The organism is Flagellimonas oceani (assembly GCF_011068285.1).
Lineage (GTDB): Bacteria > Bacteroidota > Bacteroidia > Flavobacteriales > Flavobacteriaceae > Flagellimonas > Flagellimonas oceani.
This window is the reverse complement of sequence record NZ_CP049616.1, coordinates 1390073-1405823: the sequence shown is the minus strand read 5'-3', so window position 1 is coordinate 1405823 and position 15751 is coordinate 1390073. Positions and strand designations below refer to the sequence as shown.

Here is a 15751-nt window from a genome sequence, read left to right as displayed (position 1 = left end):
CCCTAAACCTTACATTGAAATTTCTTGGTTCATGTTTATATTCTGTGACCGTGCACTTTGTGAGTTACATTTCTCTTCTTTTTCCTCCGGTTCGGCATCGTACTTTTCATCAAGGTCGGTATTGATTTCTACGAGCCTTTTCTGAACCAATGCCAGTTTTTCGGTCTTGTCGAATTCAAGTTCCAATACTTTCCGGTTGGCCTTTATGGATTTTTTGTACTCGGCCAGATGTTCCTTTTGTGCCAAGAGGGATTTCGGGATTTTGGATAGGGCATTGTAAACATAGTCGGTCAGGCTTTGCCAGTTGGCCACGATTCTCTTGGAACCATAACCATAGGAGGCATTCGGGGTAAGTACCAATAAGCGGTGGTGCAATTTGTCTTCTACGTCAAGAACCAGTCTTGCATTGGATATAGTCATAATGGTATGCTGGCCAACTTCTTCCCGTTTGGCCTGTAACCTCGAATTAAGTATTTGGCCCAACATATTGGCATCCATGGTATCGGGGCTATCAAGTGCCTTTCCCAATGCACTATAGTAAACGTCCTTTTCTTGCAGCGTGGTCCACAAGGACAGGTCTTTTTCAAGTTTGTCAATATTCTTTGTCGTTCTTGTCAGTTCGGTTTCATAAAAGGCGATATTGTTCTTGGCCTCCAAACGGTTCTTCTTGAAAATGGATCGTTCCAGTTCCAGTTCGTCCAATTCTTTGCCCAATTCCTCTTTTTCCAGATACAACGGGTCGTTCTTTGCGACCGCCAAGAGCGTTTTGTAATCTATGGTGCCCTCATCGTTTACCGCGCCCATATCCAGCCGATTGAACTGTATGGTGCCATTGGTCAATTGCTCGATAAAATTTTTCTTGATGTTGACGTTGTTGAGCATGAGGGCATCGGTACAGTTTTCGACAATGTAAAAGGAAACAACGACCTTGTCCCCAAAATGCTGCTTTGCGCCAATATTGCCTTTACGGACTCCCCTACCGTTTCGTTGGTCGATGTCCGTCGGACGATAGGGAATGTCCACGTGATGGATGCGTACCAATCTTTCTTGGATATTGGTACCGGTCCCCAACTTTTCAGTAGAACCGATGATGACCCTATAAGTGCCTTCGTTCACTTGCTTAAAGCATTCCAGCCGCTTGTTGTCGGTCTTGAAATCATGGATAAATACCACTTCTTCTTTGGGAATATCGAATTCTTCGGTCAGAATGCGTTTGAGTTCATCGTAAATATTAAATGTGTCTTTCGGTACGCCCAGGTCCGAAAAAATGGCCTGTGTACCTTTAAAAGCGTCCGTTTTCCTATAGGTGTCATATACCTCGGAGGCTATTTTCTGCAGTTTGGCATCGCCCGGATCTTCTAGGTTCTGGTTCAACATCCTTGGGTCTATGGAGGCGTTTCTCATGTGGTGCAAGGCAATCAGTGAGAGGGCGCTTTTTTGGTCTTCCGTATAGTCCTTATCCCCATATAATAGGCTGCTGTCCCCCGTTCTTAGAAATTCCTTGATCTGTTCAAAATATTCCAATTGGGCCGCCGTGGGTTTTAGCGTGTGCACATCGAGCTGCATTTTGGGCCTATCGATTTGGTGCGTGGTTCCGTTGACAATTATGGAAATCTCATTGTACAGTGAGGACAACAGTTTCATTTTCTTGAACGAACGAAAGCGTTCGCGAACTTTATAATCCCCCGAGACGGTAGGTTCAAATTCATAGGATTTGTTGGCGAAGACCTGTGCCCATTGGTCGAATGATGTAATGTTCATCTGTTCCATTCTATGCGGGATTAGATATTTGAACAGCACATAGACCTCCGTAATGGAATTGGAAATGGGCGTACCCGATAGAAAAGTGGTCTGAAAATCCCTTGTCTTTGCCCTCTGCAGTGTTCGGATGGCCACCAAAAGGTTTTTACTGCGTTCGGAGCCTTTGTTGGTATTCAGCCCCGCAACCCTGTGGTGCCTTGTTGTGTACATCAGGTTCTTGAACTTGTGGGATTCATCTACCATAATATGTTCAAACCCCATCTGCTCAAAATCGATGGCATCGTTCTGTTTGCTTTTGATCTGGTAATAGACCTGCTCCAAGGTTACGTTCAGGTTTTCCTTTCGTTTCTCCAGACCTTTGAGCACCCTTTTGCCTACATCGTATTTATTTTCGTTGATTACGCTAAGGTCGCGTTCAAGGTTTGCCAGCTCCTCGCTTATGATTTCATGGATGATCTCGGGGGATTGGGGTATGAACTTAAACGTGTCATGACTCATCAGCACGACGTCATGCCGGCCATTTTTTATTTTCTTAAAAAAGGTGTCTCGCTTTGTCTTCCCGTTTACTACCTTATCATGGGCCACCAATAGTTTCATCGTGGGAAATGCATTTAACAACTCCCGTTCCAATTGCACCACGGTGGAGCGAAGACCGATGACCAATGTCTTTTCCGAGAGGTTCAGCTCCTTTAGTTTCTGGGTCGTAAGGGCAATATCCAAGGTTTTTCCAAAACCGACTTCCTTGTTGACCAAAAGGCCTTGGTTTACGATGATTCCCGCAACCGTATCCATTTGGCTTTTGTACGGGGTAAAATATTGCAGCCCTTCAAAATGAAGGTAGTCACCGTCGTATTTCGGATGGACCTGGGCATCGTAGGTATTGTAAAAAATACGCTCCAATTGCGCCTTGATTTCAGGCTTGCCCAAGATGTATGCGGTAAACTCCTTGTAAATAAGGTCGAACTTGATGCGTATTTCCTGCATTTTCGCCTTGTCCGTGCGCTTATATTGTTTCGAGCCTTTTGTGACGTAGGGTATGGTGGAGTTCAATGCGCCTTCCAATATCTCTTTGAAATTGTAATAGCGATGTTCCGTACGCACGCTGAATTTTTTGATATACTCATAATCCGTCTTTTCGATTTTGACCATGTACTTGGAGGTACTCTCGTTATAGGCGATATGTACCAAGGAGCGGTAGGTGTCGAAAATGAAGGCTTGGGTATATTCAATGGGAAACCACGGTTCATGGAGTTTGATATCCAGATCCTCGTAAGGGGTCATCGGTGGCTTTACCTTTTCCAAGGCAACAACAGTACGTTCGATATAGGATTTGTCCACATAGGACTGATATTCCCCAAAATCGTTTTTGCGATAGGCATTCAGTTTTTCGTAAATGGTTCCCGATAAAAACAGGAACTTGGGGGCCAGTTCCCATCCCTGCTCCTTCGGGTCCAAAAACAATAGTTGCAGATCCAAAGCCTTTTTTATGATTTCGTCCTGTTCCATGCCCGTGTTCGAAACCAGGGAATCCAATTTTATTCGATTGAATTTGTTCAGGGAATAATAAATGGCATCTTCCAAGCTGAGCACTTTCTTCGGCTCTTGCGGCTTTTCTTTTGAAATCGACCGGAATGATTTATTGAAAACCTCCGATTTGATAAAGTTTCCGTCTTTCGGTGTTTCCAGCCCCAAAATCAAAGGCCCCTGAATATCCAAGGTCACAAAGGGATAGTTGGCTTTGTCATGGAGCCGCCCGTACTGGAAATTGAAGGCATCGTATTGATAGTCTAGCTCGTCCCTTACCTTGTCGATCTGTTCTTCGGGTGCCCGTAAAAATTTGAAATAGGTATCCCGCAGCGCTATTATTTTTGACAGCCTATCGAACTCCCGGGGCTTTACTTTCAATAACCGTAAACCGTTTTCCTCTTCTACTTTATAGAGTTTTTGTTGCTTGATGGTCAGATTTCCAGGTTTAAGTTCGGGATCGTCAGCACCGGAAATACCGATGGCCGTTTCTTCCGCCTGCGAGGTTTCTTTAGGTTTTGGGGCAATGGCCGGAATTGTGGCCTTTTTTTGCGCCTTTGGTTGCACGGTAAATCCTGCCATCAACGCTTTGATTTCAAGAGCGATATGCGCCAAGCCTTTATCGCTTTTTACGGTGTAGTCCGCATTGTTGTAGAGACCGCCTTCTTCGATAGTTCCAATAATTTGGGAGGTATATTCGGTATAGTAGTCGTTTATCTGAACATTATTTTTCCCTACGGTTTGCTCTGAACTGTTGGCAAACAAGCTGTTTATTTTCTTCTGTTCGTTCGAAGTTTCAATACGCCGGTTATTTTGGAAAACCAGAATATCCGTTACAATAGCCGTGTTCTCTTTGGAAAACGTAGTATCGGGCAGACGCACCCCACCCATAAAATTGTTTCGCTTGATGATATGCTCCCGAATTGGAACGTATTTGGTCCTGTCCATAAAATTCTTGGTGCATATCAAAATGGAAACACCTGAAGGTTTTAGACATTCAAGACTTCTGTAGACAAAATAGGAATGGATATTTCTGGAAATCTTGGTTTGTAACGGATGGCCCATTAGACCGCTGTCGAATATTTTATTGTCCCCAAAGGGCACATTGCTGATGACCAGGTCATAGCTTTTCGCAGCATCGGTCCGGGAAAGGTTTTCAAAGGGAACGCCGAAGATTTTGACCCGCTGCCGGAACCTGAAGTTGTGCTCCAATATTCGTACGGTTAGTATCTCCTTTTCAAAAGCGGTAAACTTCGCGGAGGGATAGCGCCTCAACAATTCCCGAATGAACAGCCCGTTACCGGCGCTTGGCTCAAGAATGGTTTTAGGAGTAAAGGACCCTTGGGTTTTTAAATAGTGGGATATTGCATCGATAATCGGCTCGGGGGTGTAAAAAGAATTAAGCGATCCTTTTTTTAGGCTACCGATAATGGTGTTTGTGTATTCTTCGCCATAATATTTCTCCAATATCCTAATGAGCTGTGCCCGGTAGGCATCATTTTTTAGAATGTCGAAGATATTTCCGAATCCTGGATTGTTGATGAAAAAATGGGATTGATTTTCAGGACTGTGGAGTGCTTCAATCGTCCTGACCAAATAATCCAGGTACTTCTTTTTTGAGTATTTCATTTTGAGTGAGTGAGTTAAGGAACTTGATCGGATGGTTATGTTACATAATTAATCCTTTGTTTTGGTTACTGTTCAGAAGCTTGCGAACTTCTTGCAGATCATTTCTTGAGAGCGTAAAACCCAAGTCCTTTTGTAAAGCCATATTGCATTTGTCCGTTATATTTTCAGACCTGCAAAGAATTCCCTGGAACTCTTTTTCATGTTTGAGAAAATATTCCTTGGCAAGGTCGATTCCGTGTTCTTCGACCATACATTTTCTGGCATATCTGAGCCTTTTACAAATCCATTCGTAATTGTAGTACAAAAGGTTTTCGTACAAATCACGGTTCGCCATATAGTTATCCGAAACCAACTTTTGTGTTTCCCTATCGAATAGAATAACACTGCCGTTATCGTCCCCTTCGCTAAAATCCATGTAGTAGGTAAAATCGATGGTTTCCATTACCTTCTCAAAGGTGTTGCCCTGATGTATAAGCATATTCCGATCCATGCTATTGTTGTTTTATTTGTGCAGTTTGTATGGTTTGATTTTTTTGAAGTTTTGCCAACGCAGTTTGGAAATTAGTACTTCGGGAATAGGTTCGGTTGATGTGTTCCAATACCGAGTCGTCAACCGGTCTGGAATTCATTGCTGACCGATGATGTTTCCCTTCCAAAAAATGCCATTTTCCTGTGCCATAGTGCTTTTTTAGACTGGCCTCATTGGTGTCGGATTTCAAGGAAATGGCATCCGTTTCGACCAAAAAGTTCTTTTTTGAAATGACCTCTTTCGATATATAGTACTTTTCAATGGCCGAGAGCGAACCCGATTGCATCCGGCTTTCAAAATTTTCCCAGCGTAAACGCCCCTTTCCATTTGCCCCGTCATGTTTCCCTATCTGTAACGTTCCATTTTGAACCCCTAGGCGGAGTCCATGTTTAAGATGGGCCAATACTATAATTCCGCTATCGAGAAATCGCTTCTTAAACTCTTGCTTTTCAAAATAAATGGATTCCTGTTTCGGTGCCGTTTCCATAAATGACTGAAAAACAAAATAAAGGTCGGTCGCCTCGGTCAATGTCATTATGGTTTCCTTCCCTTGCGACAAGGACAGATAAAATTGCTGGCCAAAATAGTTTTTGGGGTTCACTAATAGGTCTTCCTTTGGGGAGGAAATACTATTTTGAAAATAGGTGTTGCTATGAAATGTTTGCCGAACGGCATCATTATAGACCCGACAAATCGCCAATTTGTAATCTTGGCCGACTTTCAGAGCACCTATATCGAAAAAAATATGGCTTAATTTAAGTTTATTGCCCATTTCCGGATGCAGTGCACCAAAGTACCGTTCCAATCTTACCGTGTCATAAGGTTTCCATAGGGGAATATTTTCATGATTGCGATAGGCTACGCAGAAAGTTTCGTTAAGGGTGTCAAAGCCCAATTGCATCATGGCCACTAGCTTTTCCCCTTCCATGACCCGAAGATTTCCGAAGGGAACAATCTTGTGGTCTTGTTCTATAAAACGTTCTTTCCGTTTTGCGGCTACCAATTGTAATTTAAGGTTCTTATCTACATATCCCCTTTTTGCAAGCTGGAGTTGTTTCATGAAACCCAATCGTTTCGCATCGTTTACCTCTTCAGGTGTTACTTTGTCGTATTCCAGAAGGCTGAAATCCCTGAAATCGGGGTCTTTAGCGCTCATCCTATAGTTATTTACGGAATGGTACAGCCTTCTTGCCGAACGCAGTACCTTCTGCCAACGTTTTATGCTATTCTTCTCCATCTTTATTTGGATTTATTTGGATTACATGTTCATATATCTTCTTCTTTAAGGCAAGTGAGGGTCTCGGATCGATCTTTACTTGATTTTTGATGGTCTCGTAATGTAAGTGGTAGCCAGTGGAACTTCCCGAACTTCCCACGGTAGCGATGAGTTCATGCTGTTCGACCTTTTGGCCCTTATGGGCCAAAACTTTATCCAGATGCCCATAAAGGGTCTGAAAACCGAATCGGTGCTTGATTATGATATGGGTTCCATAGCCCTTATCGGAATAGAAAATATCGGTAATGATACCGGAGGCCGATGCGTAGACGGGTTTGCCGTTGGATGCGGCCAAATCGATTCCAAAATGTTTTTTTGTCTTTCCGGAAATCGGATGGCTCCGAATACCGTAATCGCTCGAAAGTATATAATCTCCTTTTTCCAAGGGAACGGCGGAAGGGAGTTGCTCCAATAGTACGTGGCGACATTTCAAGTACGTTTCCAGTGAACCTATATAGGAATAATCGGGAATTTGATAGAGATACGTCACGATGCGTTCCTCGATGGCCATCAGTAGTTGTTCCCGCTCTTTTTGAACGGTCAGTGAATCGCCATAATCGGAATTTATATTCAGTTTTAGGCGTTCTTGATACTGGGCCATGGCAACGGTGGCGTCATGCAGTCTCGTTTCCGACATCTTGTGATCTCCCTGTACAAAATACACAAGGCATACAAGCGTCAATAAAAGAAGATAGGCCAACTCCTTTCTTCCCAATTGTTTCAAGCATTCCCAAATGCCCAAGATGATATTTTTTGTTCGAAATGTTGTGAATTCAAAAAAATTCATATATTTGTATTTATAAGCAAATATATTATTTTAATGCAAATACACAAACATTAATAGGATATGATGAACAAATGGCTTGTGGAAGACTATAGGATTCATCTCCCCAAACTTTTTGAACACTTGGGTTTCCAAAGTATTCGAACGGAAAAGACCCATCGCATTTTCGAAAATGCCGGACTGTATTATATAGTCATATATACAGAAGAGGGCTTTTTGTACTATAAGGCCCAACGTCCGAAGGAAAAACTCTCGGCAACAGATCTGATCACCGAACACGTCTCGAAAATTGAGGGCGTACAAAAAGAAATGCTATGGGACAAGGTAGCGGCCTACCATACAAAGGTATTGGAGACTGACGCTTTGACCATATCAAGGGATTGGAAGGGTGAGTTCAAAAAAGTGCCCAAGGATTTCAATCATTTCGATTCTTATAGACTTCCCATCCAAAATAATGGCGAAGGCCTGTACGGTGATGCTGCCGATTTACCCTCTTTTACCGGCCGTATGTTCCTAAACGAAAAAGGGGAGATTCTTTTCCCCCTGTTCAATATGCAGAATACCGTTTGCGGGTATTTCGTCGACGCGGGCAAAAATGTGGCCCCCTACCGGGAATCAGCTGCGAAGCATGCCTTATGGTATTCCAATATACCCAAGAAAATTGACGGACTCTTTCTTTTCAAGAATCCCAAGGAGGCCTTGGCCTTTCATAAAAAATTCCAATTGAAAAACGTGGTGTATATGGCGTTGGGAGAAATAAATTCACAAACAACCGATATTCTTTTTCAAATACGGCAAACCGTTAAAGTGGACAAGATTATGCTTAGTTTTACCGGAGAAAAGAAAATAGAAGGTTATTTACGGGACCTTCATTTCATAACCTTCATAAAGGATTCCGGATTCAAATTGTCGTTGACGGACAGGGATATGGTACTAAGATTCCCTATTGGCGACAAAAAAGCCTTTTCCAGATTTTATGACCATACGAAAAGGTACAATAAGGAACTGGCCCAAAGCTTTTTAAGATATAACAACATACTCGACCAGCATCGATTGAACCGGTACGGAATCTCGGTTTCCAAAAACGAGGAAAGTATCAAGGTGCGATTGCCCTTGGAGACGAACGCCATTAAACTTTTGGTCTGGTCGTACTATAAAAACTATTTGAACAAGGCGATAGATATTCTAAAACCCAAGTCCGGTAATTGGTATTCGGAATGGGAGACCATGGAACATCGATCCAAAAGCGGAAAGGAGGTGCAGTTGAAAGAATATAGAATCGCACTATAAAAAAAATGGAAAAAGGGCGCTCCCGCCCCTTTTCCGTTCCTTAACTAGCAAATCACTCCTGAAATGCTCGTTACTCAAAAGTACTTAATTAAAAATTCCTTAACAATTAAAAATCACTCAAAAATGGAAAAACAAGTAGAAAAAGTGTTCGTAAAACTCAATCAGGCATGGCAGAAAGGCGATGCGGTCGCCGTCAACGACACAACGTACAAAGTGAAGACGGCCGACAATCTGACCTTTGAAATCGATAAGCAGAGCGAATATCTCGAAATGCAAAAGTCTCCTGCGCAGCGATTTGCGTTGGGCGAGGCCAAAGAACGGCTTGAAGGTGCGTATATCAGTTTTGCCAAGCTCCCCGAGAATGTGCAGGATGCCATCGTAAGAGGGGAAGAATACCTCCATAAATCCGCGTATCCAAAAGATGGTGTCATCAAGGAAAGCGTTAAAATGGTGCAAATGGTATACAGCCCCACTTCTGGTTCCCGATTGGATGTTCAAATCAAGCGCAAGGAGGAGGTAACCTTGGCCCAGGCCAAGGCATACAACCACCAGTTTACACAGGCCGAGTTTGACAAAATGGTCAATGAGGGCCGGTTCGTTTCCTTTGAGGGCCGTTCCTCCAATGGAGAATCGTTCACGAAACTGGCCTATTACGAGCCAAAACTGAACGACATCCGTACAAAATCGGCTTTGTCGTCCAGCACCTATCTCTATGGGCAACAATTGACCCAAGAACAGGCGGATTCCTTAAATCAGGGCAAGGAGACGAAAATAACGATCAAGGCAACCAAGAAGGGGCCCTTGACCTATATGGTCAGCTACAGCCCGAGAGCCGAGCGCTTTATTACTAAATCTTTGGAAAAAGCAAAGGTCAAGGATATGGAAACCAAGGATGCGATAACGGTAAGCGGCGAAAAAAAAAGAAACAGCCTAGCAACGCCATAAGTATGTAATCCAATAATTACCAACTCAATGTAATGGCCGACATGCTTGGTGTGTCGGCCATTTTAAAACCTTTCCATGCAAAGTCCAAACTACGGGGATAACCCGCAACACTATAAAAATTTGATTGCCCAGATCAATGAAGAGGCTAATTTTCCGATGTACCTACATCAGAACGGATACAAGTTGGTACAACAAAGTGCCGGGTCTATGGAGTTTCAAAATGACGAGGACCGCATTGTACTGCAGACGATGCGCAAACCCATGACCTACTTCAACCGGAACGATTCCTGCGACAAGGGCCTGTTCTTTAAATACCTTTTGCAACGTAGTGCCAATTTCTACAAAGCCATAGAAAGCGGTTTGGAAATAACCAATCGAACCTACGATCTAGGGAACACCGTTATCAAAATCACAAAATCGAATGCTTTCTTAAAATCGTTGGAAGAAAAATACAATATAGTCCCGTTACGGAATTCAAACTATTTACGGATCCATCGGGGAATCTGCAAAGCTACCATAAACAGTCCGCTCTTTAGGGGCCGCATTTTCAATGCCTATCACATTAGGGACAACGGCGGTAGAATCGCCAACATCGCCTTTCCCAAATATGATTTGGCGGGCGACCCAAAAAACTATATCCTCTATAACAAGCCCTACCGCAGAAGGGCCGACAATAAAGTAAAAAAGTTCCGTCTTGTATTGAATCAAAAAGATCATTTTCTTTTTCATTCCAAAATCATGGCAAGGCCGACCAGAATTATTTTCGGGGAAAGCGGTATAGACCTTCTTTCCTACCAAGAACTTCATGGCAAAAAGGATGATTTCTACGTTTCCTTCGGTGGGAACGTGCACAGGGAAAAACTACAATTCTTCATGCAATTGATTACGCCAATGCTACAAAATAAAGGCCTCGAACTCAAATCCATCATGGACAATGACATATCTGGCCATGAGTATGACCTAAAGATCTTTACGGCCCTGATCAATCAAAACAATACGGACCTCTATGCGGAAGCCTCGTTCAAAAATGGCAATGTCAGTTTGAGCATCCATTATACTGAAAAAGTGCGAAATCGGATTGCATCCCACAAAAATCTCTTGGAGGAAAAATTGACCTCTGACCTCCGTAGGGATAACCATGTTTTTGGTTTGGTTCGATGTGTGGGGTTCTCCGATAAATTGCTTTTGGAATTCTCTTTACAGGAAGTAATCAATACTACCCATATCATACGGCAACAAAATGTATTCAAGACCTTACTCGACGCCATTAACGGCCTGTATCTCCCTTTTACCGCCAACATCCATAAATCAAACGGAAAGGACTGGAACGACGACCTCATGGTTTCGAAAAAAACAAAATTTATAAAAATGGAAAAAGTCGTACCCAAGGAATTGGGGATTGGCGATCAAATCGAATTGAAATCGCCCAAGGGTCCAGAGGGCGCAACGAACAAAGGAACCATCAAGTCCATAAAGCCAAATGGCGTCGAATGTGATTTCGGGTTGACCTATACGTATGCCATCCCCTATTTGGCCATTGTCTCCCATTTTAAGAACACCGCTTTTCTTTCCAGGGAAAGGGAGGATGAAAGAACAAAGAAAAACGATAACTTACAAAACCATATCGCATGAATATCATGGAACCACTATCGGAAGAACTACAGGACAACCAATATTATGTCGCCCTCTTGGACGAACTCGTCGAAGAGAACGATATCGAACTAAAGCACCGTCTGCAAAAAGCGGATACCTATGCCCAATTCATCAACGATCAGGCCGGTCTATTGATGGATAAGACCATAGACTACATAAAGTCGAATGAAGTATCTTTCGTCCTTGCGTCCAACATAGTGGTAGAGCAATGGAAGGAACGTATGTTCAATTAGTCCTTCAATTTCATTCCAACCCTGAAGTTTTCAACATGAAGGACAAGAATCTGGCTTTTTCGGCAATGCTACTATCCGTGCTGGTATTTACGGTAATAGGTTTTACGGGCTACTATCCCATCCTGCAGGACCGGCAGTTGGATTCCAATCTTTCCGAAATAGTTTATCGGTTCTTGATGCGATTTGGACCCTTACAAAGCCCCCTGAAAAGCAGGGGATTGTTGGTGATGTGCATTTTTGGTGCGGTCTTGTTATACAACCCTAAAAAACAGGAAGGCAAATCGCTCTCCGGTGGCCTTTCGTATTTTGGTATGGGCTGTATGCTTCTTTTAATATCTGCATATTTTAAAACGAACCATATCGGTATGTTGTGGTTGTCCGCAGGTCTCTATTTTTTAGGGTTCCTATTTACCGTGTCCGGTACGGTTCATATTTTCCAAACGATGAATTTCGGCAACATGGTCGATGACGACCCTTTCAATGACCGGAACGAGATGTTTCGGCAAACGGAAAAACGTGTGGACACCGAACATTCGGTAAACATACCTTATGAATATAGGTATAAAGGGAGATTAAGAAAGGGCTGGATAAATTTTGTCAACCTTTTTCGCGCTTTGTTGATTATCGGTACGCCAGGTAGCGGAAAGTCCTTTGCCTTGATCGAGGAAATTATCGAGCAAATGATAGAAAAGGATTTTACCATGCTGCTCTATGATTTTAAATTCGACACCCTGAGCAAAATCGCCTACAACTACCTCAGAAGAAAAAGGGAACGGCCCGAAAATGACAAGGTCCCCCGAACCGTAAAAATTCCGGAATTCTACGTCATAAGTTTTGATAACATCGAAAAGTCGAACCGTTGCAATCCCATCGATCCGTATTTGATGAAGAACCAGTCCGATGCTGCGGATGCGGCCACCGTTATCATGAAAAACCTGAACAAGGATTGGATAAAGCGCAGCGATTTCTTCGCGAAGAGCGCCATAAGTTTCGTTTCGGGACTGATTTGGTACTTGAAGAAGAAATCCGAGGAATTGGGCAAGAACATATGTACGCTTCCCCACGCCATTACCTTATCCATGGTCAACATCGAGTACCTGTTGGAAATCATGATGCAGGACCTGGAGGTACGCACCTTGATGATTCCATTTAAGGATGCCATGGAAAGACAAGCGGGCCAGCAATTGGCAGGGCAGACCGCGAGCGCACAAATTTCACTATCGATGTTGGCCAACAAGGAAATCTACTATATCATGACCGGTAACGATTTTCGCCTGGATATCAACAATCCCAAAAAACCTAAAATCGTGTGTATCCAAAACAATCCTGACCGTTCGGAAGTCTACGCGGCCCCTATCGGCCTCTACATCAATAAGACCTTGCAAGTAGTCAATAAACCCGGGGGAAGACCGTTAGGATTGATTTTCGATGAAGTCCCGACTGTCTTTATTATGGGGCTTCGAAAGATAATCGATACCGGAAGGTCGCACTATATCGCTACCATATTGGGCATCCAGAGCGTCACGCAACTGATCGCGGATTACGGTAGAGAACTTGCGGAGGTTATATTCGACAATTGCTCGAACGTTTTCAGTGGGGCCGCCAAAGGAGAAACCGCAAGACGGATAAGTGAAATATTCGGTAGGATACATCAGGAAAAAAAGAGCAAAACGGTTTCCAATAACGACACTACGGTCAATTATAGTACCATTCTCTCCGAACTGCTGCCGAAGAGTAAGATTACGAGCATGTCCACAGGTCATTTTGGGGGAATCGTTGCCGACACCTTTGAAAATCCCATTGAACAAAAACTATGTTTCGGCCAGATAAGACCTAATATGGCCTCGAAGAAAATTCAAGGTAGATACGATATTCCCGTACATACCCATTTTAAATGCAAGAACCATAAAGAGTTGGTCGAAGGAAAGCTACGACTTATTGGGACCCTTGATTTTTTCGATAATGTCCATGCAATCGATTTCCAGCAATTGGACTATATTGATTTTTACAATGTATATCTAAAGGAGTTTGCCCATAAGCACTATTCCAATACCATAAAACGTATGCAGTTCATAGCATTGGTACGTGAACTGAAACTTTTTGACCACCTGCCCCGTTTGGAAGAGCTTTCAAGAAGGAAAACTTCAAAAGAAGATCTAAAGGCTTTCATTTTTAAGTTAGTGGACCGGATGTACATTGACAAGGAAATCGATAATGTGTTGGATATCAATTTTTTGAAAGTCATTAAGGATATCGATACTTTAGTTCAGGAGGAATATTTGATAAGCACGGGAAAGCAACTCGAATCCACCGTTTTCGATAAAAATAAAATGGGTGATCAGATCGGGGAATCCCTAGAGAAGGAAGAGGCCATCGCAGCGCATTTCATGAAAGAATATCGTAAGAAGCCGAGCAGGGAATTGGCAGATGCGTTCTTAAAGGTCCATCAAATCCCGACATTCGAAAAGGTGTCGGCAAGCCAGGAAGTGAATTTGTTCGCCGCTGCCGAACAAGAGGATCTGGAGGCTTTATATTCGAGTTTTCCGGTCGAAACCAAAGAAGAATAATGAATAGCAACTTAGCATAGCCTCAAATTCACCAATCAAGAATGCCGATAGCTGAAGTGTCATATAAACTAGTAAACTAAATAGTATGGAAGATATAGAAAAAATCATGAAAGGGTCAAAGAAGGACTTTGCTTACATCGGGGAGCGTTTGCGTATGATACGCGAAGAACTGGTCAAGAAGGACACCGACAATCAAATTACGAGTCAATTCTCAATGAAAAAACTTGCGGAGCGTTTTGATATGAATCCCATGACCATCGCGAACGTCGAAAGGGGAACCATTTCCCTTACCACTATAAAGCTGGCACTATATTATTATACGTTGGGCTATAATATGATGTGGATCTTTTCGTACGATAACGAGTTTATCGAAAAGCACAATATCGGCGAGAACGTGGTGTACCAAACGGATGTACAGGAGGAATATAAGGAATTGGAGTCCTCTATAGTGGATGCCTTAATGACCTTCAAGAAGAAAATTTAAAGAGGGGTATCACAATTTGTGATACCCCAAAACCGACCAAATATGACAAAGATCGTATCAGAAACCATTGCCGAAACAATCCATTATTTAAGGGGGCACAAGGTAATCTTGGATTTTTATTTGGCAAGATTATACGAAGTGGAAACAAGATCGTTAAAACAGCAGGTCAAACGGAACCTCGACAGGTTTCCGGAGGATTTCATGTTCGAGCTCAGCGTCCCTGAGATAGATGAACTGGTATCACAGAATGTGATACCCAACAGAAGTATTTTAGGTGGGGCCGTTCCCATGGCCTTTACCGAACAAGGGGTGGCTATGCTTTCCAGTGTACTTAGAAGCCAAAAGGCACTTGATGTCAATATCGCTATAATGAGAACCTTTGTCCAACTCAGAAAGCTTTTTCAATCGAACAAGGAGCTGGAGAAACAAATACTGGCTATGGAACGGAAATACGACCAGCAGTTCAAAGTGGTCTTTGACGCGATCAAAAAGCTTATCGTCAAAGAGACCGGGCCCAGAAAACGTATTGGATATAAGTAACCAGGTTACGATGGGAAATTTAAACTCGTGTACCAATTCAATATTTCAATGACTTTATATTTCAAACCAATAAAATGAAGCGTCCCGCAAAAAAGTTTACCATGGAAGAATTACTTGAGTTCGCCGATTGGTGTAGAAATGGATTGACCAATTCGGAATATAAATCCTTATCAAGTTCAGGACTTCTTTACCCAAATTGGCGTAAAAGTAAGGAAAAAGCCAAAGTTGAGGAAAATTTGAAACAGGCCAGACTATGGTTCAATGCAAGACCTGGGGATATTCTAACAGTAATTTCAAAGGACCCTAGATCAAAAATAGAGCTGGGAGAAAAACTCGTAGTCCAAAAGATATGGCACTCAATACGAGAACTAAACGACGAAAGAGCAAATGTCTATGATGTGAGATTAAAACGGACTAGAAAATCCTCGATAAAAAATATAAAAATCTCGGCATGGAGTGATGGAGTTTTGGTTAACTCCAACTGGCTTTTCGAAAAGTCAAGCTCTTAGGGATAATTAAAGAATTTGGGATATTTA

12 protein-coding genes are annotated in these 15751 nt (G+C 42.7%); 8 read left to right on the top strand and 4 right to left on the bottom strand.

From position 1 onward, the window contains the following. Positions 1–9 precede the first annotated feature (9 nt). From GVT53_RS06520 to GVT53_RS06505, 4 genes are read right to left on the bottom strand one after another with little or no spacing between them, the layout of a single operon-like run. Positions 10–4914, bottom strand: a complete 4905-nt coding sequence (locus GVT53_RS06520; RefSeq protein ID WP_067030391.1) for a helicase-related protein — start codon at positions 4912–4914, stop codon at positions 10–12. A gap of 40 nt (positions 4915–4954) precedes the next feature. Next, a complete protein-coding gene (locus tag GVT53_RS06515) occupies positions 4955–5404 on the bottom strand; it encodes a hypothetical protein (protein WP_141673213.1) in 450 nt (149 codons plus the stop codon). 1 nt (position 5405) lies between these two features. Continuing rightward, positions 5406–6680 carry a hypothetical protein gene (locus GVT53_RS06510; RefSeq protein ID WP_116183684.1) on the bottom strand — a complete coding sequence of 425 codons (1275 nt, stop codon included), beginning with the start codon at positions 6678–6680 and terminating at the stop codon, positions 5406–5408. Then, positions 6667–7506 (bottom strand): M23 family metallopeptidase, encoded by an 840-nt coding sequence (locus GVT53_RS06505; RefSeq protein WP_067030381.1) that lies wholly within the window; start codon positions 7504–7506, stop codon positions 6667–6669. Before GVT53_RS06505 ends, GVT53_RS06510 begins: the two co-directional genes overlap by 14 nt. A gap of 60 nt (positions 7507–7566) precedes the next feature. Between GVT53_RS06505 and GVT53_RS06500 the strand changes: the two genes are divergently transcribed. The 8 genes from GVT53_RS06500 (at position 7567) to GVT53_RS06465 (ending at position 15724) form a co-directional block, all read left to right on the top strand. Next, positions 7567–8793, top strand: a complete 1227-nt coding sequence (locus GVT53_RS06500) for a hypothetical protein (RefSeq protein ID WP_147296615.1) — start codon at positions 7567–7569, stop codon at positions 8791–8793. Positions 8794–8916: 123 nt separating this feature from the next. Continuing rightward, positions 8917–9738, top strand: coding sequence for a hypothetical protein (locus GVT53_RS06495; protein WP_166247891.1), 822 nt, complete (start codon positions 8917–8919; stop codon positions 9736–9738). 75 nt (positions 9739–9813) lie between these two features. Continuing rightward, a complete protein-coding gene (locus GVT53_RS06490) occupies positions 9814–11370 on the top strand; it encodes a hypothetical protein (protein ID WP_067030373.1) in 1557 nt (518 codons plus the stop codon). Beyond that, positions 11367–11624, top strand: a complete 258-nt coding sequence (locus GVT53_RS06485) for a hypothetical protein (protein WP_067030369.1) — start codon at positions 11367–11369, stop codon at positions 11622–11624. The genes GVT53_RS06490 and GVT53_RS06485 overlap by 4 nt, the downstream gene beginning before the upstream one ends. Positions 11625–11659: 35 nt before the next feature. Continuing rightward, the gene (locus GVT53_RS06480) at positions 11660–14191 is read left to right on the top strand and encodes a type IV secretory system conjugative DNA transfer family protein (protein WP_166247890.1); all 2532 of its coding nucleotides are present in this window, start codon (positions 11660–11662) and stop codon (positions 14189–14191) included. Between the two features lie 85 nt (positions 14192–14276). Continuing rightward, entirely contained in the window at positions 14277–14675 is a 399-nt protein-coding gene (locus GVT53_RS06475) for a helix-turn-helix domain-containing protein (RefSeq protein ID WP_067030363.1), read from the top strand. A 42-nt stretch (positions 14676–14717) separates the two neighbouring features. Next, complete coding sequence (locus GVT53_RS06470; RefSeq protein ID WP_067030360.1) at positions 14718–15215, top strand: ORF6N domain-containing protein; 498 nt, start codon at positions 14718–14720, stop codon at positions 15213–15215. Positions 15216–15316: 101 nt separating this feature from the next. Continuing rightward, positions 15317–15724: a hypothetical protein gene (locus GVT53_RS06465; protein ID WP_141673212.1), complete on the top strand. Its 408-nt coding sequence runs from the start codon at positions 15317–15319 to the stop codon at positions 15722–15724. Positions 15725–15751: the final 27 nt, after the last annotated feature.

What these genes read in the sequence shown, in the direction of transcription:
- GVT53_RS06520 (WP_067030391.1), bottom strand. Translation starts at nt 4,914, where the DNA reads ATGAAATACTCAAAAAAGAAGTACCTGGATTATTTGGTCAGGACGATT.
- GVT53_RS06515 (WP_141673213.1), bottom strand. Translation starts at nt 5,404, where the DNA reads ATGGATCGGAATATGCTTATACATCAGGGCAACACCTTTGAGAAGGTA.
- GVT53_RS06510 (WP_116183684.1), bottom strand. Translation starts at nt 6,680, where the DNA reads ATGGAGAAGAATAGCATAAAACGTTGGCAGAAGGTACTGCGTTCGGCA.
- GVT53_RS06505 (WP_067030381.1), bottom strand. Translation starts at nt 7,506, where the DNA reads ATGAATTTTTTTGAATTCACAACATTTCGAACAAAAAATATCATCTTG.
- GVT53_RS06500 (WP_147296615.1), top strand. Translation starts at nt 7,567, where the DNA reads ATGATGAACAAATGGCTTGTGGAAGACTATAGGATTCATCTCCCCAAA.
- GVT53_RS06495 (WP_166247891.1), top strand. Translation starts at nt 8,917, where the DNA reads ATGGAAAAACAAGTAGAAAAAGTGTTCGTAAAACTCAATCAGGCATGG.
- GVT53_RS06490 (WP_067030373.1), top strand. Translation starts at nt 9,814, where the DNA reads ATGCAAAGTCCAAACTACGGGGATAACCCGCAACACTATAAAAATTTG.
- GVT53_RS06485 (WP_067030369.1), top strand. Translation starts at nt 11,367, where the DNA reads ATGAATATCATGGAACCACTATCGGAAGAACTACAGGACAACCAATAT.
- GVT53_RS06480 (WP_166247890.1), top strand. Translation starts at nt 11,660, where the DNA reads ATGAAGGACAAGAATCTGGCTTTTTCGGCAATGCTACTATCCGTGCTG.
- GVT53_RS06475 (WP_067030363.1), top strand. Translation starts at nt 14,277, where the DNA reads ATGGAAGATATAGAAAAAATCATGAAAGGGTCAAAGAAGGACTTTGCT.
- GVT53_RS06470 (WP_067030360.1), top strand. Translation starts at nt 14,718, where the DNA reads ATGACAAAGATCGTATCAGAAACCATTGCCGAAACAATCCATTATTTA.
- GVT53_RS06465 (WP_141673212.1), top strand. Translation starts at nt 15,317, where the DNA reads ATGGAAGAATTACTTGAGTTCGCCGATTGGTGTAGAAATGGATTGACC.